This window comes from Bradyrhizobium sp. PMVTL-01 (assembly GCF_051861855.1).
GTDB lineage: Bacteria > Pseudomonadota > Alphaproteobacteria > Rhizobiales > Xanthobacteraceae > Bradyrhizobium.
This window is the reverse complement of the sequence record NZ_CP193982.1, coordinates 6,406,843-6,426,642: the sequence shown is the minus strand read 5'-3', so window position 1 is coordinate 6,426,642 and position 19,800 is coordinate 6,406,843. Positions and strand designations below refer to the sequence as shown.

The following is a 19,800-nucleotide window of genomic DNA, read 5'->3' as shown; positions in this document are numbered from 1 at the left end:
GCTGCGGAAAATTGGGCTTAGGTCTAGTTGTTCGGGTGGCGGATTGCTGCCACTACTGACGTGCCAAACCGGACTGCAAAACAAAAAAGATCCGGTTCTAGAGGTTGTTGGGAGGTCCTTCATGCGCAAGCTGCTCCTTGCGGTCGCCGCCGCGGCTGTTCTCATGGCGCCCGCGATCGCCAGCGCCCAGAGCCCTATCGTCATCAAGTTCAGCCATGTCGTCGCCAACGACACGCCGAAGGGCAAGGGCGCGCTGAAGTTCAAGGAGCTCGCCGACAAATACACCGACGGCAAGGTCAAGATCGAAGTCTATCCGAACTCCTCGCTCTACAAGGACAAGGAGGAGATCGAGGCGCTTCAGCTCGGCTCGGTGCAGATGCTGGCGCCTTCGACCGCGAAATTCGCGCCGCTCGGCATCAAGGAATTCGAGGCGCTCGATCTGCCCTGGCTGTTCAAGGACGATGCGACCTATTCCAACGCGATGAAGGGCACTGTCGGCAAGTGGCTGTTCCAGAAGCTCGAAGCCAAGGGCATCACCGGGCTCGCCTACTGGGACAACGGCTTCCACATGGTGTCATCGAACCGGCCGCTGACGAAGCCGGAGGATTTCAAGGGGCTGAAGTTCCGGATCTCCGGATCGAAAATCGCCGACCAGTATTTCCGTCTGATGGGTTCGATCCCGCAGATCATGGCGTTCTCCGAGGTCTACCAGGCGCTGCAGACCGGCGTCGTCGACGGCTGCGAGAACACCGCCTCCAACTACCTGACACAGAAGTTCTACGAGGTGCAGAAGGACATCACCGTGTCCTACCACGCGCATCTGCAATATGCCGTGATCGTCAACTCGAAGTTCTGGTCCGGCCTGCCGCCTGACATCCGCGCCCAGCTCGACAAGGCGATGGTCGAGGCGACCGACTACACCAATTTAATCGCCCATCAGGAGAACGAGGACGCGCTGGCCGAGATCAAGAAGACGGGCAAGACCACGCTGCATTACCTGACCGACGCCGACCGCAAGGCGTGGCAGGACGCGATGCAGCCGACTTACAAATGGGCAAAGGGACGTGTCGGGCAGGAAGCGCTCGATCTCGTTGCCAAGGAACTCGACGTCAAGATGAACTGACGCGGTTTTCGCAAGAACAATACCAACGGTCGGGAGTGCAGGCACTTCCGGCCGTTTCGTGTCGATAGGGGGACTTGATTTGCTTCGCATGCTCAACCAGGCGCTCAACCATCTCGAAGAGTGGTTGATCGCGACGCTGATTGCGGCTGCCACCGGCCTGATCTTCATCGCTGTCGTGCACCGCTACGGCGCGGGCGAATCCATCGCGCTCTCCAGGTGGGCGGCCGCGCACGGGATGACCTGGCTGGCGTCGCTGTCGATGGCGGTGTTCACCTTCCTGTCCGAGCTCGACCTGTCCTGGGCGCAGGAGCTCTGCATCTACATGTTCATCTGGATGGCGAAGTTCGGCGCGGCCTATGGCGTGCGCACCGGCATCCATGTCGGCGTCGACCTGCTGGTGAACCGCCTGCCCGAGCATTCGCGCAAGCACGTGATCCTGTTCGCGCTGCTGTGCGGGGCGCTGTTCACCGGCATGATCGCGGCCTTCGGCAGCTCCTTCGTGCGCGAGATGTTCCACACCGGGCAGCAGTCCAACGATCTGGAAGCGCCGATGTGGTTCGTCTATCTCGCGATCCCGCTCGGCTCCGGGCTGATGTGCTTCCGCTTCCTCCAGGTCTCCTGGTTCTACTACTGGACCGGCGATCTGCCGCACCATGACGAGACCCATGTCGAGGGCGTCGAGGCGGACGGCTCGCCCGCGCTGCATCCGCAGCCGGCCGGCGCCGCGACGAAAGCCGCCGCGAGAAAGGTATCGCCGCTCGGCGTCATCCTGATCATGGCGCCGGTGCTGATCTTCGCGATGTGCCTCGCCGAGAAGTTCGGCGTGGTGGTGCTGCCGCACTGGATGCGCGCGGCGACCGTGTTCGCGCTGCTGATCGCGCTGATGCTGACCGGCATCCCGGTCTCGATCGCGCTCGGCCTCACCGTGATGACGTTCCTGTTCACGCTGACCGCGGTGCCGATCGAGGCGGTCTCGATGAAGCTGTTCACGGGCATCGAGGGCTTCGAGATCATGGCGATCCCGTTCTTCATCCTTGCCGGCAACTTCCTCACCCATGGTGGCGTCGCGCGCCGCATGATCAATTTCGCGACCTCGCTGATCGGTCACTGGTATGGCGGCCTCGGGCTCGCCGGCATCGTCGCCTGCGCCATGTTCGCGCTGGTGTGCGGCTCGAGCGTCGCGACGGTGGCCGCGATCGGCGCCATCGTGCTGCCGGAGATGGTGCGGCACGGCTATCCCATGCGCTTCGGCGCCGGCATCATCACGGTGGCGGGCTCGCTCGGCATCCTGATGCTGCCCTCGATCCCGAAGATCGTCTACGCGGTCTCCACCAACACCTCGATCGGCGCGCTGTTCGTCGCCGGGCTCGTGCCCGGCATCATGCTGACGACGATGCTCTGCATCGTCACCTGGTGGATCGCGCGCCGGCGCGATTATCCGCGCCTGGCCAAGGCGAGCTGGGGCGAGACGGTCCGTACCTTCCGCGAGAGCATCTGGGGCTTGATGCTGGTGGTCATCATCATCGGCGGCATCTACAGCGGCCTGTTCACCGCTACCGAGGCGGCCGCGATGGCCGCGGTCTACTCCTTCATCATCGCCGTGTTCGTCTACAAGGCCATCAAGATGGCCGACGTGCCGCGGGTGCTGCTGCGGGCCGCCAACACCAGTGCGATGCTGCTCTACATCGTCACAAACGCGGTGCTGTTCTCCTTCGTGCTGTCCAACGAGAACCTCCCGGCGACGCTGGCGGACTGGATCGCGGCGCAGAACCTCGGCTGGGTCGGCTTCCTGCTGGTGGTCAACATCCTCCTGCTGCTCGCCGGCAACTTCATGGAGCCGAACTCCATCATCCTGATCATGGCGCCGATCCTGGCGCCGGCGGCCAAGAAGCTCGGCATCGATCTCGTGCATTTCGGCATCGTCATGGACGTCAACATGGAAGTCGGCCTCTGCCATCCGCCTGTCGGCCTCAACCTCTATGTCGCGTCCATGATCGCGCGCATGCGCATCACGGATCTGGCGGTTGCGGTGATGCCGTGGCTGATCACCATGCTCGGCTTCCTCGTCATCGTGACCTACTGGCCAGACCTGACATTGTGGCTGCCGCGGGTGCTGGGGATGCACTGAGGCCACGGGCCGCATAGACGGTGCACCCTCTCGCCTTGTGGGACCCCTTGTGGGAGAGGGTGGCTTCGCGAAAGCGAAGCCGGGTAAGTGGTTCTCTCCTCACGACCAGTCTTGCGAGTGGAGACACACCCTTGATCCGGCGCTTCGCGCCACCTGCTCCCACAAGGGGGAAGGAAGAGGGCATCGCGTCCAACTTCGATAGCCTGCCAATAGCAATCAACTGCGAGATGCGGTTAAATGCCCGCGACGGGCCGGGAGGACATCAACATGACAGACAGCAGCAACGAGCCGAAGGACGCAACGCCGTCCGTCATCGCGCAGCATGAGGCCATGCTCAACGCGCTGCCGTTTTCCGACACGCGGGATTTCGATGATGCCGCGCGCGGCTTTCTCGGTACGATCGACAACGCGGAGATCACGAACGCGCAGGGGCGGACGGTCTGGACCCTGAAGCCCTATGGCTTCCTGTCGGATGAAGCGACGCCGCCCACGGTCAATCCCAGCCTGTGGCGGCAGGCGCGGCTCAACATGCATCACGGCTTGTTCGAGGTGGTGCCCGGCGTCTACCAGGTGCGCGGGCTCGACATCGCCAACATGACGCTGATCGAGGGCGACAGCGGTGTCATCGTCGTGGACACGCTGACCTCGATCGAAGGCGCGCGCGCCGCGCTGGATCTTTACTTCAGGCATCGGGGCCTGAAGCCGGTTGCGGCCGTCATCTTCACGCACACCCACACCGATCACTGGGGCGGCGCGCGCGGCGTGCTGGAGGAGGACGCGCTCGCGACCGGCGCGGTGCCGATCATCGCGCCGAACCTGTTCATGGAGCACGCCGTCTCCGAGAACATCATCGCGGGACCCGCGATGCTGCGGCGCGCGCAATACCAGTTCGGCCCGTTCCTCGCCAAGGGGGCGCGGGGGCAGGTCGACAACGGGCTCGGCAAGTCGATGGCGGCAGGCGGCGTTGCGCTGCTGCGCCCGACCGATTTGATCATGGCGACCGGCGACAAGCGCCTGATCGACGGCGTCGAATTCGAATTCCAGATGGCGCCGAACAGCGAGGCCCCGGCGGAGATGCACTTCTTCATCCCGCGCTACAAGCTCTTGAACCTGGCCGAGAACTGCACCCACAATTTCCACAATCTGCTGCCGTTCCGCGGTGCCGACGTGCGCGATGCGCTGGCGTGGTCGAAGTACCTGGGCGAAGCCTTGCGGCTGTGGGACGGCAAGGCGGAGGCGATGTGCGGCCAGCATCACTGGCCGGTGTGGGGACGCGCGCGCATCGGCACGATGATCCGCCAGCAGCGCGACCTCTACAAGTTCGCGCACGACCAGACCATCCGGCTGATGAACCATGGCCTCAACGCCGCCGAGATCGCCGAAACGATCCAGCTGCCGAACAGCCTCGAGGGCGCCTGGCACGGCCGCGGCTATTACGGGCACATCCGGCACAATGTGAAGGCGATCTACCAAAAGTATCTCGGCTGGTACGATGCCAATCCGGTCAATCTCGATCCGCTGCCGCCGGTGGCGTCGGGCAAGAAATACGTGGAGTATATGGGCGGCGCGGACGCCATCCTCGGGCGGGCGCGCGCGGATTTTGACAAGGGTGAATTCCGCTTCGTGGCGCAGGCGCTGGGCCATCTCGTCTTCGCCGAGCCCGACAATGCGGCGGCGCGGAGCCTGCTGGCCGATACGCTGGAGCAGCTCGGCTATGCCGCCGAGAGCTCGACCTGGCGCAACGCCTATCTGTTCGGCGCGCAGGAGCTGCGCCAGGGCATGCCGAAGACGCCGCCGCGCCCCCCGATGCCGCGCGAGACGCTGGCGGCACTGCGCACCTCGCAGCTCTGGGACGTGCTCGGCATCCGCCTCAACGGCCCCAAGGCGGAAGGCAAGCACATCGTGCTGAACTGGAGTTTCTCCGACACCGGCGAGACCTTCGTGCTCAATCTGGAGAACTGCGCGCTGACCTATAGCGAGGGCGTGCAGGCAGAGAACGCGGATGCCAGCTTCACGCTGGCGCGCGCGACGCTGGACGAGGTGATCGCGAAGCTGACGAGCTTTCCGGAGGCGGTGGCGGCCGGCAAGGTCAAGCTGTCGGGCAATCCGTTGAAGCTCGCCGAGCTGATGGGCCTGATGGACGAGTTTCCAAGAATGTTCGAAATTGTGGAGCCGAAGCGGGCGGTGGTGGGGTAGCCATCGCTGCTGCGTCACACTCGTCGTTGCGAGCGCAGCGAAGCAAGCCAGAATCTTTCCGCGGAGATAGTCTGGATTGCTTCGCTGCGCTCGCAATGACGAGTTGGCGGAGATAGTCTGGATTGCTTCGCTGCGCTCGCAATGACGAGTTGATGGAGTAGGGGCGCAACATACTCGGTGTCGTCCCGGCGCAGGCCGGGACGACGACAGAGGATCGTCACTTCCTACTCTGCGCTGCTCACCAGCTTGATCCGCGGCGCCTGTTCCTCGGTCAGGCTGCGATAGGCGGCGAGGTAGTCCAGCGCCATCCGCCGCGCGGTGAAGCGTGTTTCGAACTGTTTGCGGATCGCGGCGCGGTTCAGTTGCGGAAGCCGCTTGACCACGCCAGCGGCGCTGATGACGTCCTCGACCACGAAGCCGGTGAGGCCCTCGTCGATGATTTCCGGCACCGAGCCGCGGTTGAAGGCGATCACCGGCGTTCCGCAGGCCATGGCCTCGATCATCACGAGGCCGAACGGCTCTGGCCAATCGATCGGCAGCAGAAGCGCGAGGGCGCTGCTCAGGAAGTCGGACTTCTCGTGATCACCGATCTCACCGATGAACTCCACCAGCGGATTGTTCTCGATCATCGGCTTGATCAGCTCGTCATAGTAGTCCTGGTCGGCACGATCGACCTTGGCCGCGATCTTCAGCGGGATGCCGCAATGGGTCGCGATCTTGATGGCGCGGTCGACGCCTTTCTCCGGCGCGATGCGGCCGAGCACGGCGAGATATTCCTGCTTCACCGGTTTCGGCGTCAGCAGGTTTTCGGGCAGGCCGTGGTGGATCGTCGTCACCCAGTTCGCCTGCGGCACCGGCCGCCGCTGCGCGTTCGAAATCGAGATCACCGGCATCTTGGAGAAGGTGTTGAAGACCGGTTGATGCTCCGGCAGGTCGAGCCGGCCGTGCAGCGTGGTCAAGAACGGCGTCGGCTGGCGGTAGAACAGCGACCATGGATAGTAATCGAGGTGGAAGTGGAGGAAGTCGAACTCCTCGTCGTCACATTTCTGCCGCACGCGCTCCAGGAGCACCATGTGCAGTGCGTTCGGGTCTCGTACGGAACCGTCGAGGCGAAGCGCCCGCGGCCATAATGCATCGAGCTTTGCGGATGTCTGCGAGTCGCCACTGGCGAACAGCGTCACGTCATGCCCCAGGGCTACCAACTCTTCCGTCAACCAATGCACCACCCGCTCAGTGCCGCCATACAGCTTGGGTGGAACAGCCTCCGTCAACGGAGCTACCTGCGCGATGCGCATCTCACCTTCTCCTCTGCGATCATGGATGTTGAAACCCCCACCTATGCGGCACTGGCAATGCCAGCCAAAGGAACGTTCCCGCAGTTGCGAAGTTCCTTCTTGCGAACGTTACTTATTCGACACCCTCTGGAATGGTCGCGATGCTGCCATCACATCTTCGCAGATCGTCCGCATCCGCATGTCGTGATCAGCGAGCCCGGGAACCGGGACGAAGCGGTCGATGTTCAGTCGATCAGAACCAAAATCCAAAATCTTCTCGACGGGGCGACAGCCATATGGATCAGCTTTCTGGGTACGCGCGCCGGCCATTTGCCTTCGTCTTGCGCTATCTTCGACGTCGCCTCGCATCACATCTGGTGATCCTGACGGCGGTCGTGGCTGCCGTTGCCTGCTCCGTGGGCACTCAGTACGGCGTCAAATTCCTGGTCGACAGTCTGTCGGCCGGAACGTCGCATGGCGGCAGCGTATGGCTGGCATTCGTTCTGCTCATGTCGCTGATCGCCGCCGACAACTTCCTGTGGCGGATCGCGAGCTGGACAGCGAGCTTTACCTTCGTTCGGGTCACCGGTGATCTCAGGCGTGATATCTTTCGCCATCTGACCGGGCATGCGCCGAGCTATTTCTCAGATCGCATGCCCGGCATGCTGACGAGCCGCATCACGGCGACGTCGAACGCGGTGTTCACGGTCGAGAACATGTTCGTCTGGAACGTCTTGCCACCGTGCATTGCCACAATTGCGGCAATCGTGCTGATTGGAACCGTCAGCCCCTACATGGCGCTCGGCCTTGTCGTGGTCGCCGGCGGCATGGTGATCGCGATGTTCCATCTGGCCGCCGCCGGCAAGCCGCTGCACGACGACTTCGCCGACAAGGCGGCGGTCGTCGACGGCGAAATGATCGACGTCATCAGCAACATGCCGCTGGTTCGCGCTTTCTGCGGCATCAGCCATGAGCACGAGCGGTTCGATGCGACCGTCAATCGCGAGCTCACCGCGCGCGGCCGCAGCCTGCGTTATCTCGAGAAGCTTCGGCTGATCCATGCCGGCGTGACCGTTCTGTTGACCGTGGCGCTGATGGCCTGGGCCATCATGCTCTGGGAGCGCGGCACGGCGACCACCGGCGACGTCGTGCTGGTCTGCACGCTCGGCCTTTCCATTCTCAATGCGACGCGAGATTTGGCGGTGGCGCTGGTCGACGTCACCCAGCACGTCGCGCGGCTGACCGAGGCGATTGCGACACTGCTGGTGCCGCACGAATTGCGCGACCATCCCGAGGCCGAACCCCTGGTCAAGAGCGGCGCCGCGATCGCATTCAACAACGTCACCTTCGGCTATCCCGGGGCTGAAAAGATCTTCGAGCGCTTCAGCCTGCGGCTGCAGCCCGGCCAGCGCGTCGGTCTGGTCGGCCATTCCGGCGGCGGCAAGTCGACCCTGTTCACGCTGCTGCAGCGCTTCTACGACGTCGACGAGGGCAGCATCACCATCGACGGTCAGGACATCTCAAAGGTGACCCAGCTGAGCCTGCGCGAGGCGATCTCGGTGGTGCCGCAGGATATTTCCTTGTTTCATCGCTCGATCCGCGAGAATATCCGCTATGGGCGGCCGAACGCGACCGACGACGAGGTGCTGCGCGCGGCGATTGCGGCGCGCTGCGACTTCGTCGAGAGCCTGCCCGAGGGCCTCGACACCATGGTCGGTGACCGCGGCGTCAAGATGTCCGGCGGCCAGCGCCAGCGCATCGCGATCGCGCGGGCCTTCCTAAAGGACGCGCCGATCCTGCTGCTCGACGAGGCCACGGCCGCGCTCGACAGCGAGTCCGAGGAGGCGATCCGCGAGGCGCTGACGCGACTGATGCGCGGCCGCACCGTGATTGCGATCGCGCATCGCCTTGCGACGCTGCGTAATTTCGATCGCGTCGTGGTGCTGAAGGCCGGCAGGATCATCGAGGACGGCGCGCCCGACCGGCTGATGCAGGGCCACGGGCCCTACCGTGAGCTGGTGACGCAGGAGATGAGCCGGCTCGCGAAAGTCGCCGCGTAAGCTCGACAGTCGCGTTCGCGTTGGTTGCGTCTCGAAACAAGCGCAGGGGAGCAGCTCATGGCAGCCGAAGTCGTCACCAAGTTCGTCTCCGTGGCGCGGACCGCGGAGCAGGTCGTGGAGCAGCCCTTCTATATCCCGATGACGGGGCCGTCGGCGCGCCCGCGACGCTCGCTCAAGCACGATGACACCTTCATCGTGCTCGACAGCCATGGCGACATCGGCGCATCGGCCGGCGGGCCGGACGGGCTGTTTCACCACGACACGCGCTATCTCGCGCGGCTGGAGCTCGTGCTCGACGATCTCCAGCCGCTGCTGCTCGGCTCCAACCTGCGCGACGACAATTCGGCGCTGACGGTCGATCTCACCAACCCCGACATCTACCGCGACGGCAGCCTCGTGCTGCAAAAGGACCTGCTGCACATCGTGCGCACGGTCTTCCTGTGGCGCGGCACCGCCTATCAGCGCATCGGCGTGCAGAACCACGGTGACAGGCCGGCCAGCTTCGAGCTGACGCTGCTGTTCGACAACGACTTCGCCGATCTGTTCGAGGTCCGCGGCGAGCGACGGCCGCGCCGCGGGACGGGCACGAGCAAGCTGCTCGGGCCGACCGACGTGCTGTTCGAATATCGCGGTCTCGACGATCGCGAGCGCACCACCGGCCTGCATTTCGATCCGCGTCCGACGCGGCTCTCCGTCAATGCCGCCACCTGGCAGCTCGAGCTGGATCCGCACCAGTCGAAATCGTTGTTCGTGGCAGCGTCCTGCAACCGGCCGGTCGCGGAGAAGCCGGCGCGCTTCTTCAGGGGCCTGCTCGCCCACCGCCGCGAGATGCGGCAGTCGACGATGGGCGCGACCAGCATCGAGACCTCCAACAACATCTTCAACGAGGTGCTGTGCCAGGCCATGGCCGACCTCAACATGCTGATGACGGAGACGCCACAGGGCCGCTATCCCTATGCCGGCATTCCCTGGTACTCGACGACGTTCGGGCGCGACGGACTGATCACCGCGCTGCAGATGCTGTGGATCGATCCGCGGATCGCCAAGGGCGTGCTGAGGCGGCTCGCGCATTTCCAGGCCAGGGCGATCGATCCGCTGGCCGATGCCGCGCCGGGAAAGATCCTGCACGAGATGCGCGGCGGCGAGATGGCGGCGCTGCGCGAGGTGCCGTTCGCGCAATATTACGGCAGCGTCGATTCGACCGCGCTGTTCGTGGTGCTCGCCGGAAGCTATTTCGAGCGCACCGGCGACGTGAAGACCCTGGTCGAGCTGTGGCCCGCGATCGAGGCGGGGCTCGCCTGGATCGACGGTCCCGGCGATCCCGACCAGGACGGCTTCGTCGAATATCAGCGCGCGACGGAGAAGGGGCTGGCGAACCAGGGCTGGAAGGATTCCTACGACGCCATCTTCCATGCCGACGGCCAGCTCGCGGAAGGCAATATCGCGCTCGCGGAGGTCCAGGGCTACGTCTATATGGCGAAGCAGCTGGCTGCGCGCTGCGCGCTGCGCCTCGGCAAGCCGGACCTCGTGCGCAAGTTCGAGGCCGAGGCCACCGCGCTGGCCGAGCGCTTCGAGCAGGCGTTCTGGTGCGAGGAGCTCGGTACCTACGCGCTGGCGCTCGACGGCAAGAAGCGGCCCTGCAAGGTCCGGACCTCCAATGCCGGGCAGGTGCTGTTCAGCGGCATGATCCGGGAGGACCGCGCCCGTTTCGTCGCGGCCGACCTGATGCGGCCGCATTTCTTCTCGGGCTGGGGCATCCGCACCGTCGCCGTCGGCGAGGTGCGTTACAACCCGATGTCCTACCACGACGGATCGATCTGGCCGCACGACAACGCGTTGATCGCGCTCGGGCTCGCGCGCTACGGCCTCAAGCATTCGGTGGCGCATGTCTTCAAGGGGCTGTTCGACGCCGCCACCTATATGGACCTGCGCCGGCTGCCCGAATTGTTCTGCGGCTTCCGGCGCGAGAAGCGGCGCGGGCCGACGCTGTATCCGGTCGCCTGCGCGCCGCAGGCCTGGGCCAGCGCGACGCCGTTCACGCTGCTGGAGGCGGCGCTGGGCCTCGAGTTCGACGTGGCGCGCGGCGAGATTCGTTTGCGCAATCCGCATCTGCCGGCGTTCCTGAACGAAGTCATCCTGCGCGATCTGCGCCTCGGCGATTCCAGCGTGGATCTGCGCGTCAGCCGCCACGGCGACGACGTCGCGCTGGAGGTGTTGCGCACCCGCGGCCAGATCCAGGTCTCGATCGTGCTGGCGCGCTAGCGGCGCGCGGTGAGGAGGGTGTTATGCGTGCGGCCGGATGGTTGGTCCTGAGCGCGATCGTCGCAGGCCTGACGGCCGCGGTATCCCGCGCTGCGGAGGAGTTGCCTGCAGGCGCTCCGACTGCTCCGCCCAGTGAAGCGAATGCGCCGGCGCCGGCCCAGCCGCCGGCTTCCACCGTGCCTGTGACGCCAAAAGACGCCGCGCCCCCGCCGTCGGTGACCATCATCGGCGCGAGCGATGCCCATGGCGTGCTCGGCCGGGACGTGCGCAGCGCCGCCGACGAGGACATGGGCCGCATCGTCGATGTCATCGTCGACCGGGACGGGCACGTGCGCGCGGCGGTGATCGATTTCGGCGGCTTCCTCGGCGTCGGCAGCCGCAAGATCGTGGTGGACTGGAACGCGATGCGGTTCGGCAAGATCGCCAACAAGAAGGACAGCATCACGCTGGAACTGACCAAGGCGCAGGTTGCGGCCGCGCCGGAATACAAGGAAGACACGCCGATGGTCGTGCTCGGCGCGTCCGGCAGCCTTCAACCGCTGCAAGCGATCCAGTGAGGTCCCGGGGAGGGCTGACCGCCTGTGCTGTTGTCCAGGAAGCCGAAGCATGCAGATCGCGATGGCCACGTTGAACCGGACAACGTCGCCGCGCTGCCGCCTGCGGGCATTCCGGCGCCGTCGCGTCAGAGCCTGCGCGGCCTCGACTGGTTCATCTTCTTCCTCGCCGACGTGCAGACCGGGTTCGGTCCCTTCATCGCGGTCTACCTGACGACGCAGAAATGGACGCAGGTCGAGATCGGCCTCGTGCTGTCGATCGGCGGCATCGTCGCCCTGATCGGACAGGTGCCGGGCGGCGCGATCATCGATGCCGCGAAGTCCGAACGGCTGGTCGCAGCGCTCGCGATCGCGACCATCGGCGCCTGCGCGCTCGCCTATGCCGCGATGCCGGTCTTCCCCGTAGTGGTGACGGCCGCCACCCTGCACGCCATGGCGAGCTGCGTGCTCGGGCCGGCGATCGCGGCGATCAGCCTCGGCCTCGTCGGTCCGCTCGCGATCGGCGAGCGGCTCGGCCGCAACGCGCGCTTCGCCTCGCTCGGCAACGGCGTCGCCGCCGCCGTGATGGGCACGGCGGGATATCTCTTGTCGAGCCGCTCGGTGTTCCTCGTCACCTTCCTGCTCGCGATCCCGACCCTGATCGCGCTGTCGCGGATCCGCGAGGAGGAGGTCGACATCAGGCGCTGTCACGGCGAGATGCCGCCGGAAGCCGCCGACCTCGGCGACACCAATGTCTGGCATTTGATCCGGCAACGTCCGCTCATCGTGTTCGCGCTCAGCATGCTGCTGTTGCAGCTCGCGAACGCGGCGATGATGCCGCTGATGGCGAGCGCGGTGACGGCGCGGTCGAGCCAGTGGGCGACCGTGCTGGTCGCAGCCTGCATCATCGTGCCGCAGGCGATCGTGGCGCTGCTGTCGCCGAGCGTCGGGCGCAAGGCGCAAGCCTGGGGCCGCCGGCCGCTGCTGTTGATCGGATTCGGCGCCTTGACGATTCGCGGTCTGCTGTTCGCGACCGTGCGCGATCCCTACCTGCTGGTCGCGGTGCAGGTGTTCGATGGGCTGACCGCGGCGGTGTTCGCAGTGATGATTCCGCTGATCGTCGCCGACGTCGCCTTCGGCAGCGGCCATTTCAACCTGGCGCAGGGCATCGTCGGCACCGCGAGCGGCATCGGCGCGTCGCTGAGCACGGCGCTCGGCGGCTATGTCAGCGACAAGTTCGGCAACGCCACCGCCTTCATCGGGCTGTCCGGCGTCGCTGCGACCGGGCTGCTGCTGATCCTGTTGGTCATGCCGGAGACCCGGCGCGCCGGTATGACCGTGACGAAAGAAATGGCCGGCTGAGGACTTCAGCCGGCCAAAGTAGGCAGGGAGGAAGAGAGTCAGGCGTCGAGATTGTGCAGGCGCTGGCGGTTGCGCAGCACGATCTGGCGGGCGCCGGAGAAGCCGAGAATGCCCTGGGTGTGCAGCTGGGACAGCGCACGCGACACGGTTTCGAGCGTGAGGCCGAGATAGTCGCCGATGTCGCGGCGGCACATCGGCAGCGCCATCATGCCGGCAACCGCGAGACGGCGGTCCATCTCGAGCAGGAAGGTCGCAACGCGCTCCATCGCGGTCTTGCGGCCGAGCAGCAGCATGTGATCTTCGGCGTGACGCAGCTCGGACGCCGTCATGGCCCAGAGCTTGCGGGCGACCTGCACGTCGGTGCCGGCGGCCTTCTCGAGGCTGGCGCGCTTCGCGAGGCGCACATTGGTGTCGATGATGGCTTCGGCAGCGAGGCGGTGGGTAGCGCCGGATTCGAGGCCGAACACGTCGCCGGGAAGATGGAAGGCGCCGATCTGGCGACGACCGTCGGAGAGAAGCTTGTAGCTGCGCACCGCGCCTGAGACGACCTGGTAGACATATTCGGCCGGCTCGTCCTCGCCATAGATCTCCTCGTCCTTGCGGTAGGAGAACTCGGTGGCGACGAGACCGACATGGCCGGTGATCGCGCCGAACTGGTCGGAAACGGGGTGGGCAGGGGCAATCTTGCCACGAACTTGCGTGTTGATCGCGTGGGTCTTGAGTGTCTGGGTCAGCATCTGCGCCATCTCCGTTGTGATGGAACACTGCTACCCGCGTTTGCGCAATCCGGAAATTTCGCGCGTTATCTTAAGGACGTTTACCTACGTAGAAACCCGTAGGTCAATTACCGCGGCGGTCCTGGATGGCTCCCCGGATGCACTTGACCAGGTTTTCATCGAGAAGCGGCTTCAAAACGACGTCCCTGACGCCCGCCGCGGCCGCCCGGGTCGAGATGTTCTCGTCCGGATAGCCGGTGATCAGGATCACGGGCGTGTCGCTGTCGGATTTGCGCAGGCGACCGGCAAGGTCGATCCCGTTGATATCGGGCATCTTGTAGTCGATGACATAGCAGTCCGCGCCCGGCGCGCCGGAGGCGTTAAGCAGCGCCGTCGCGCTCCTGAACGTCCGCACGGCGAAGCCGTCGGTTTCGAGCAGGAAGCGCAGGGAGCCCAGCACGGCGGCATCGTCGTCGACCACGTAGACGGTGGGCTTTGCCGATGACACCATCCGGACATGCTGAGGGTGCGAGCCAATCTCGATCATCTTGACTGGCTAGCACAGGCGGCCACAACCGCCTTGACTTGCCTCAATCCTTGAGCATGCCGGCGCGCATCGCGAGGCGAACCAGCTCCGAGAGAGAGTTGGCCTGCATCTTGGTCATGACGTTGGCCCGGTACACTTCGATCGTGCGCGGGCTGATGTCGTATTCGCGCGCGATCAGCTTGTTGGAAAGACCTGCGATCAGTCCCTCCATCACCTGGCGCTCCCGGGGACTCAAGGATGCGACGCGGGCGGCGATGTCCTGCGCGACGGCCTCGTTCTTGGCGGCCGGCTCGGCCTGGCGGATCGCAGTTTCGATCATGGCGGTGAGACGATCGTCCTCGAACGGTTTCTCCAGGAAGTCGACCGCCCCGAGCTTCATCGCCTCGACCGCGAGCGGCACGTCGCCGTGCCCGGTCATTATCAGGATAGGAAACGGGCTTTGCTGCGCCTTCATGCGCTTCAGAAGCTCGATGCCGTCGAGGCCCGGCATGCGCACGTCGGAGACGACGCAGCCGAAGGCGAGGCCGGGCAGGGCGTCGATGAAGCTCTGCGCGTTGTCGAACAGCGTGACGCCGAAGCCGGAGGAATCCAGCAGAAAGTTCAGCGAGTCCCGCATCGCCTCGTCGTCATCGATGACGTAGACATGTCCCTTGGTCGTCATGCATCAATTCTCGTCGGCTGCCGGGAGGGTGAAGCGGAATGTCGCCCCGCCCGATGCGTTGCTCTCGGCCCACATGCGTCCGCCGTGAGCCTCGATGATCGAGCGGCTGATCGACAGTCCCACGCCCATGCCGGTGTCCTTGGTGGTGAAGAAAGTCTGAAACAGGTTTGGAATGACGTCGTCCTCGAAGCCGGAGCCGGTGTCCGACACCTCGATCTCGATCATGTCGTCGGCAACGGGCGTGTTGGTGACGACCAGCTCGCGCCGCGGCGACGGCGCCATCGCCTCCAGCGCGTTGCGGAACAAATTGACCAGGACCTGCTGGATCTGCACCCGGTCGGCGAGAACGAGGTCGGCTTCCGGATCGAGGCTGAAGCGGAGCTGCACGTTCTGCTCGCGCGCGCCGGCGAGCCCGAGCGCGCCGGCCTCCTCGATCAGCTTGGACAGGCTCTCGACCCGCTTCTCCGATTCGCCGCGGGAGACGAAGTCGCGCAGGCGCCGGATGATCTGGCCGGCGCGCAGCGCCTGCTCGGCGGCACGATCCAGCGCGCTCTCGACCTTCGCCGCGTTCGGGTCGACGCTGCCGGCCAGCAGCCGCCGCGAGCCCTTCATGTAGTTGCTGATCGCCGCCAGCGGCTGGTTGAGCTCGTGCGCGAGGGCGGAGGCCATTTCGCCCATGGCGCTCAACCTGGAGACGTGGATGAGCTCGGATTGCAGCTCCTGGAGCCGCGCCTGAGTCTGCTGGTGCTCGGTGAGGTCGCGGACGAAGCCGGTGAAATAGGGCTCGCCGCCGGACTGCATCTCGCCGATCGACAGGTGCATCGGGAAGGTGGTGCCGTCGCGGCGCCTGCCGGTGACGATGCGGCCGATGCCGATGATGTGGGGATCGTGGGTGGTGCGGTAGCGGGCGATGTAGCTGTCATGCCGGGAGCGGTCGGGCTCCGGCATCAGGATGCTGACGTTCTGGCCGATCCCCTCGTGCTCGGACCAGCCGAACAGGCGCTCGGCGGCGGTGCTGAAAAGCTGGATGATGCCGTGGCCGTCGATGACGATCATGGCGTCGGGGATCGTGTGGAGGATGGAGCGGAGGTGGGTCTCGCGGGTCCGCAGCGCTTCCTCGACCTGCTTCTCCTCGTCGATATCGAGGAAGATGCCGCTGAGATGCCGGGCCGAGCCGGCTTCGTCCCGGATGACGCCGGCGCGGGCGCGAATCCACTGTCCTCCGTTGGCGCCCGCGACCTTGAAGGACACGTCGAAGCCGCCGCCGCGTTCGCTGACGTGCTTGATCGCGCTTTCCACGCGGTCGCGATCCCTGGGCTCGAGACGCGACAGGAAGAGGCCGTAGCTCGCGGGCTGGCCCTGCGCGATGCCAAGCAGCGTCCTGGCGGTGTCCGACCAGTCCAGTTCCCGCGTTGCGAGGTCGAGATCCCAGGTGCCGACGCCGAATCCCTCGATCCGGACTCGGAAATGCTCGCCGCGACCATCGTCTGGCGGATGCGTTACGCGGGTCGGCGACAATCGACGGCTCCCATCTTGATGCGGCGGGCAAGGTGCCGCGAGACTGAGGGCAATTTCACCCATGGGCGGGCCGGAGGCAAGTTCGGATGTCTGATTCCATTGCCGGATTCCCCGCGACCGGGCGGCCGGCGATTTGATCTAGCTCATCCTGCCTTGCACCGGCGAGGCTAGATTTCGCGCCAGTTCATGCCGTGCGGAGAATCCCGATGACATACGCGACCGTGATGGTCAGCCTGGCGCTCGATCGATCCAATGAGGCGTGTCTTCAGGTCGCGGGCGAGCTCGCCGAGCGATTCGAAGCGGCCATCGTCGGGGTTGCCGCGGCGCAGTTTGCGCCGCCGCTCTACTTCACCGACGGCGCCGAGGGCCAACGGCTGATCGAGGAGGGCGAAGCGTCCGTCAAGCGGCGCCTGGCGGGTCTCGAGGCGCAATTCCGCGCCGCGACGAAGAATCGTGGCGGGCACGGGGAGTGGCGCAGCGCCCTGGACTTTCCGGCGCGCTTCGTGCTGGCGCACGCGCGCTGCGCCGACGTCGTCGTCAGCGGCGGGCAGAGCCCGGCAGTCTCCGACGCCTTCGCGCTGGCAAGCCCCACGGATCTGGTGATGCAGCTCGGCCGTCCGCTTCTCGTCGTGCCCGACCGCGTCAACTGGCTCGATCTGCGCAGCGTGCTGGTGGCGTGGAAGGATACGGCGGAGGCGCGGCGGGCGGTGGCGGACGCGCTGCCCATGCTGCGCAAGGCGAGGGACGTCACCGTCGTCGGGATTCCGGAGCAGGGCGACGACCGCTCGAGCGTGATGGCCGGCGTCACTGACGTCGCCGCCTGGCTCGCCCGTCACGGAGCCACCGCGACGGCGCGTGTCTCGGAGGCTGCGCGGAACGAACCCGCCGCCGTGCAATTGGAGAAGGCCGCCGCCGACGTCGGCGCCGGCCTGATCGTGGCGGGTGCCTACGGGCATTCGAGGTTCCGTGAGCTGATCCTGGGCGGCGTCACCCGGCACCTGCTCACGCAATCCACGCGTTGCGTGCTGCTGTCGCACTGACGGCCGGTCGGCCATAGCGAGTTGAGGAGGACGCGCCGTGTACAGATTTCTCGAGCAGACTGCCGGTGGCTACATGACGCGCAAGGTCAAGACGGTGCAGCGCGACCGCAACATGCTCGAGCTCAGCGAGATGTTCGAGCGCGACGATTTCAACTCCTATCCGGTCGAGGACGACGGACAGGTGGTCGGCATCGTCACCAAGTTCGACATCCTGAAGTGCTTCGCCTTCAGCCCAAACCAGATGCTGCCGCGCTACCATGACCTGATGAGCCGCAAGATCGGCGACGTCATGACACCGGAATTCATCTATGTCAGCCCCGATACGCGCCTGACGCGCGTGCTCCAGATCATGGTCGAGCACCGCATCAGGAGCATCATCGTGCTCGACGGCGCGCAGAAGCTGGTCGGAATCATCGCCCGCGAGGACGTCATCAAGGCGCTCAAGGCCACGGCAAGCGACTGACTTCTTCCTTCTCCCCCTGTGGGAGAAGGTGGCATAGGCCGCCTACGTCGGCCGTTCTTGAGAACGCCGAAGCGAAGCTTCGGCTATGGCGCCGGATGAGGGGTCTGTCTCCACGGAGACGTGCCCTCTCCCGCAGGGGGAGAGGGCGCATCAACCGGCCGCCGTCTCCCATGAGCGGAAATCCATTTGTGTTGATTTCAATCAATTCCCCGCGAGGGTGAATGTGGTTTCTGGCTCCGTGTTCTTTCAGAGAGAATCCACATGAGCCAGCCCTCCATCTCCAAATCCATGACCATCGGTGAAAGCGGCCTGGCTGTCGTGTTTGCAGCCACCGCCTTCCTCTGCGTGGTCGCCGCGGCCAAGGCGCTCGACGCGCCGTTCGCCTTCCATGCCGCGCTCAGCGCGGCGGCGAGCGTGGCGGCGGTGTTCTGCATCATCAACCGCTACTTCGAGCGCCCGGCGGCGCTGCCGCCGGCGGAGATCAACGGCCGTCCCAATTACAACATGGGGCCGATCAAGTTCAGCTCCTTCATGGCGATGTTCTGGGGCATCGCCGGCTTCCTCGTCGGTCTCATCATCGCCTCGCAGCTGGCCTGGCCCGCGTTGAACTTCGATCTGCCGTGGATCCAGTTCGGCCGGTTGCGGCCGCTGCACACCTCGGCCGTGATCTTCGCGTTCGGCGGCAACGTGCTGATCGCAACGTCCTTCTACGTCGTGCAGAAGTCCTGCCGCGTTCGCCTCGCCGGCGACCTCGCGCCCTGGTTCGTCGTGATCGGCTACAACTTCTTCATCCTGGTCGCGGGCACCGGCTATCTGCTCGGCGTCACCCAGTCGAAGGAATATGCCGAGCCGGAATGGTACGCGGACCTGTGGCTGACCATCGTCTGGGTGGTCTATCTGCTCGTCTTCCTCGTCACGATCATCAAGCGCAAGGAACCGCACATCTTCGTCGCGAACTGGTTCTATCTCGCCTTCATCGTCACGATCGCGGTGCTGCATCTCGGCAACAATCCGGCGCTTCCCGTCTCGGCGTTCGGCTCGAAGTCCTACGTCGCCTGGGGCGGCATCCAGGATGCGATGTTCCAGTGGTGGTACGGCCATAACGCGGTCGGCTTCTTCCTGACCGCCGGCTTCCTCGCCATCATGTACTACTTCATTCCGAAGCGCGCCGACCGGCCGATCTATTCCTACCGCCTGTCGATCATCCACTTCTGGGCGCTGATCTTCCTCTACATCTGGGCAGGTCCCCACCACCTGCACTACACGGCGCTGCCTGATTGGACGCAGACGCTCGGCATGACCTTCTCCATCATGCTGTGGATGCCGTCCTGGGGCGGCATGATCAACGGCCTGATGACGCTGTCGGGTGCCTGGGACAAGCTGCGCACCGATCCCGTGCTGCGCATGCTGGTGGTCTCCGTCGCCTTCTACGGCATGTCGACCTTTGAAGGCCCGATGATGTCGATCAAGGTGGTCAACTCGCTCAGCCACTACACCGACTGGACCATCGGCCACGTCCACTCCGGCGCGCTCGGCTGGGTCGGCTTCGTCTCCTTCGGCGCGCTGTACTGCCTGGTGCCGTGGGCCTGGAATCGCAAGGGCCTCTACAGCCTGAAGCTCGTCAACTGGCACTTCTGGGTCGCGACCCTCGGCATCGTCCTCTACATCTCGGCGATGTGGGTGTCCGGCATCCTCCAGGGCCTGATGTGGCGCGCCTACACCTCGCTCGGCTTCCTCGAATATTCCTTCATCGAAACCGTCGAGGCGATGCATCCCTTCTACATCATCCGCGCCGCAGGCGGCGGCCTGTTCCTGATCGGCTCGCTGATCATGGCCTACAATCTCTGGATGACCGTTCGCGTCGGCGAGGCGGAGGTCCAGATGCCCGTCGCTCTTCAGCCGGCGGAATGAGGAGCT

General features: G+C 65.2%; 15 protein-coding genes and 1 pseudogene. 11 read left to right on the top strand and 5 right to left on the bottom strand.

Annotation, left to right across the window (positions count from 1 at the left end; translation table 11 throughout):
* Window positions 1-121: 121 nt before the first annotated feature.
* From ACRQ5Q_RS31040 to ACRQ5Q_RS31025, 4 genes and pseudogenes are all read left to right on the top strand, one after another.
* Window positions 122-1,123: a DctP family TRAP transporter solute-binding subunit gene (locus ACRQ5Q_RS31040; protein ID WP_439374023.1), complete on the top strand. Its 1,002-nt coding sequence runs from the start codon at window positions 122-124 to the stop codon at window positions 1,121-1,123.
* An 88-nt stretch (window positions 1,124-1,211) separates the two neighbouring features.
* Window positions 1,212-1,676: pseudogene (locus ACRQ5Q_RS31035) on the top strand (TRAP transporter small permease); the annotation flags it as partial.
* Between the two features lie 291 nt (window positions 1,677-1,967).
* On the top strand, window positions 1,968-3,251 hold the full coding sequence (locus tag ACRQ5Q_RS31030; RefSeq protein ID WP_439375532.1) for a TRAP transporter large permease: 1,284 nt from the start codon (window positions 1,968-1,970) through the stop codon (window positions 3,249-3,251).
* Window positions 3,252-3,518: 267 nt separating this feature from the next.
* The gene (locus ACRQ5Q_RS31025; protein WP_439393757.1) at window positions 3,519-5,447 is read left to right on the top strand and encodes an alkyl/aryl-sulfatase; all 1,929 of its coding nucleotides are present in this window, start codon (window positions 3,519-3,521) and stop codon (window positions 5,445-5,447) included.
* Between the two features lie 224 nt (window positions 5,448-5,671).
* Here the strand turns inward: ACRQ5Q_RS31025 and ACRQ5Q_RS31020 are convergent, their stop codons facing one another.
* The gene (locus ACRQ5Q_RS31020; RefSeq protein WP_439374025.1) at window positions 5,672-6,742 is read right to left on the bottom strand and encodes a glycosyltransferase family 4 protein; all 1,071 of its coding nucleotides are present in this window, start codon (window positions 6,740-6,742) and stop codon (window positions 5,672-5,674) included.
* A 275-nt stretch (window positions 6,743-7,017) separates the two neighbouring features.
* On the opposite strand from ACRQ5Q_RS31020, the gene ACRQ5Q_RS31015 reads away from it, so the two are divergent.
* From ACRQ5Q_RS31015 to ACRQ5Q_RS31000, 4 genes are read left to right on the top strand one after another with little or no spacing between them, the layout of a single operon-like run.
* Window positions 7,018-8,781 carry an ABC transporter ATP-binding protein gene (locus tag ACRQ5Q_RS31015; protein ID WP_439393755.1) on the top strand — a complete coding sequence of 588 codons (1,764 nt, stop codon included), beginning with the start codon at window positions 7,018-7,020 and terminating at the stop codon, window positions 8,779-8,781.
* Between the two features lie 57 nt (window positions 8,782-8,838).
* Window positions 8,839-11,043 (top strand): amylo-alpha-1,6-glucosidase, encoded by a 2,205-nt coding sequence (locus ACRQ5Q_RS31010; RefSeq protein ID WP_439374027.1) that lies wholly within the window; start codon window positions 8,839-8,841, stop codon window positions 11,041-11,043.
* Between the two features lie 23 nt (window positions 11,044-11,066).
* Entirely contained in the window at window positions 11,067-11,600 is a 534-nt protein-coding gene (locus ACRQ5Q_RS31005) for a PRC-barrel domain-containing protein (protein ID WP_439374028.1), read from the top strand.
* Between the two features lie 24 nt (window positions 11,601-11,624).
* Window positions 11,625-12,938, top strand: a complete 1,314-nt coding sequence (locus ACRQ5Q_RS31000; protein WP_439374029.1) for an MFS transporter — start codon at window positions 11,625-11,627, stop codon at window positions 12,936-12,938.
* 38 nt (window positions 12,939-12,976) lie between these two features.
* Here the strand turns inward: ACRQ5Q_RS31000 and ACRQ5Q_RS30995 are convergent, their stop codons facing one another.
* The 4 genes from ACRQ5Q_RS30995 to fixL all read right to left on the bottom strand — a co-directional run bounded on the left by ACRQ5Q_RS30995 (window position 12,977) and on the right by fixL (window position 16,380).
* Window positions 12,977-13,675: a helix-turn-helix domain-containing protein gene (locus ACRQ5Q_RS30995; RefSeq protein WP_439374030.1), complete on the bottom strand. Its 699-nt coding sequence runs from the start codon at window positions 13,673-13,675 to the stop codon at window positions 12,977-12,979.
* 103 nt (window positions 13,676-13,778) lie between these two features.
* Entirely contained in the window at window positions 13,779-14,201 is a 423-nt protein-coding gene (locus ACRQ5Q_RS30990) for a response regulator (protein ID WP_439374031.1), read from the bottom strand.
* A 43-nt stretch (window positions 14,202-14,244) separates the two neighbouring features.
* Window positions 14,245-14,862: a response regulator FixJ gene (fixJ, locus tag ACRQ5Q_RS30985; protein WP_439393754.1), complete on the bottom strand. Its 618-nt coding sequence runs from the start codon at window positions 14,860-14,862 to the stop codon at window positions 14,245-14,247.
* A 3-nt stretch (window positions 14,863-14,865) separates the two neighbouring features.
* Complete coding sequence (gene fixL, locus ACRQ5Q_RS30980) at window positions 14,866-16,380, bottom strand: sensor protein FixL (RefSeq protein ID WP_439393752.1); 1,515 nt, start codon at window positions 16,378-16,380, stop codon at window positions 14,866-14,868.
* A 206-nt stretch (window positions 16,381-16,586) separates the two neighbouring features.
* Here fixL and ACRQ5Q_RS30975 point away from each other — a divergent pair, with 206 nt between their 5' ends.
* The 3 genes from ACRQ5Q_RS30975 to ccoN all read left to right on the top strand — a co-directional run bounded on the left by ACRQ5Q_RS30975 (window position 16,587) and on the right by ccoN (window position 19,794).
* Window positions 16,587-17,420, top strand: coding sequence for a universal stress protein (locus ACRQ5Q_RS30975; RefSeq protein ID WP_439393750.1), 834 nt, complete (start codon window positions 16,587-16,589; stop codon window positions 17,418-17,420).
* Between the two features lie 37 nt (window positions 17,421-17,457).
* The gene (locus tag ACRQ5Q_RS30970; RefSeq protein WP_439374035.1) at window positions 17,458-17,883 is read left to right on the top strand and encodes a CBS domain-containing protein; all 426 of its coding nucleotides are present in this window, start codon (window positions 17,458-17,460) and stop codon (window positions 17,881-17,883) included.
* Between the two features lie 261 nt (window positions 17,884-18,144).
* Window positions 18,145-19,794 carry a cytochrome-c oxidase, cbb3-type subunit I gene (ccoN, locus tag ACRQ5Q_RS30965; RefSeq protein WP_439374036.1) on the top strand — a complete coding sequence of 550 codons (1,650 nt, stop codon included), beginning with the start codon at window positions 18,145-18,147 and terminating at the stop codon, window positions 19,792-19,794.
* Window positions 19,795-19,800 lie beyond the last annotated feature (6 nt).

Bases quoted from the DNA above. Each gene is read 5' to 3' on its own strand.
- ACRQ5Q_RS30995 (WP_439374030.1), bottom strand. From the start codon at position 13,675: ATGCTGACCCAGACACTCAAGACCCACGCGATCAACACGCAAGTTCGT.
- ACRQ5Q_RS31015 (WP_439393755.1), top strand. From the start codon at position 7,018: ATGGATCAGCTTTCTGGGTACGCGCGCCGGCCATTTGCCTTCGTCTTG.
- ACRQ5Q_RS30990 (WP_439374031.1), bottom strand. From the start codon at position 14,201: ATGATCGAGATTGGCTCGCACCCTCAGCATGTCCGGATGGTGTCATCG.
- ACRQ5Q_RS31030 (WP_439375532.1), top strand. From the start codon at position 1,968: ATGCGCGCGGCGACCGTGTTCGCGCTGCTGATCGCGCTGATGCTGACC.
- ACRQ5Q_RS31010 (WP_439374027.1), top strand. From the start codon at position 8,839: ATGGCAGCCGAAGTCGTCACCAAGTTCGTCTCCGTGGCGCGGACCGCG.
- ACRQ5Q_RS31040 (WP_439374023.1), top strand. From the start codon at position 122: ATGCGCAAGCTGCTCCTTGCGGTCGCCGCCGCGGCTGTTCTCATGGCG.
- ACRQ5Q_RS31020 (WP_439374025.1), bottom strand. From the start codon at position 6,742: ATGCGCATCGCGCAGGTAGCTCCGTTGACGGAGGCTGTTCCACCCAAG.
- ACRQ5Q_RS31025 (WP_439393757.1), top strand. From the start codon at position 3,519: ATGACAGACAGCAGCAACGAGCCGAAGGACGCAACGCCGTCCGTCATC.
- ACRQ5Q_RS31005 (WP_439374028.1), top strand. From the start codon at position 11,067: ATGCGTGCGGCCGGATGGTTGGTCCTGAGCGCGATCGTCGCAGGCCTG.
- ACRQ5Q_RS30975 (WP_439393750.1), top strand. From the start codon at position 16,587: ATGACATACGCGACCGTGATGGTCAGCCTGGCGCTCGATCGATCCAAT.
- fixJ (WP_439393754.1), bottom strand. From the start codon at position 14,862: ATGACGACCAAGGGACATGTCTACGTCATCGATGACGACGAGGCGATG.
- ccoN (WP_439374036.1), top strand. From the start codon at position 18,145: ATGAGCCAGCCCTCCATCTCCAAATCCATGACCATCGGTGAAAGCGGC.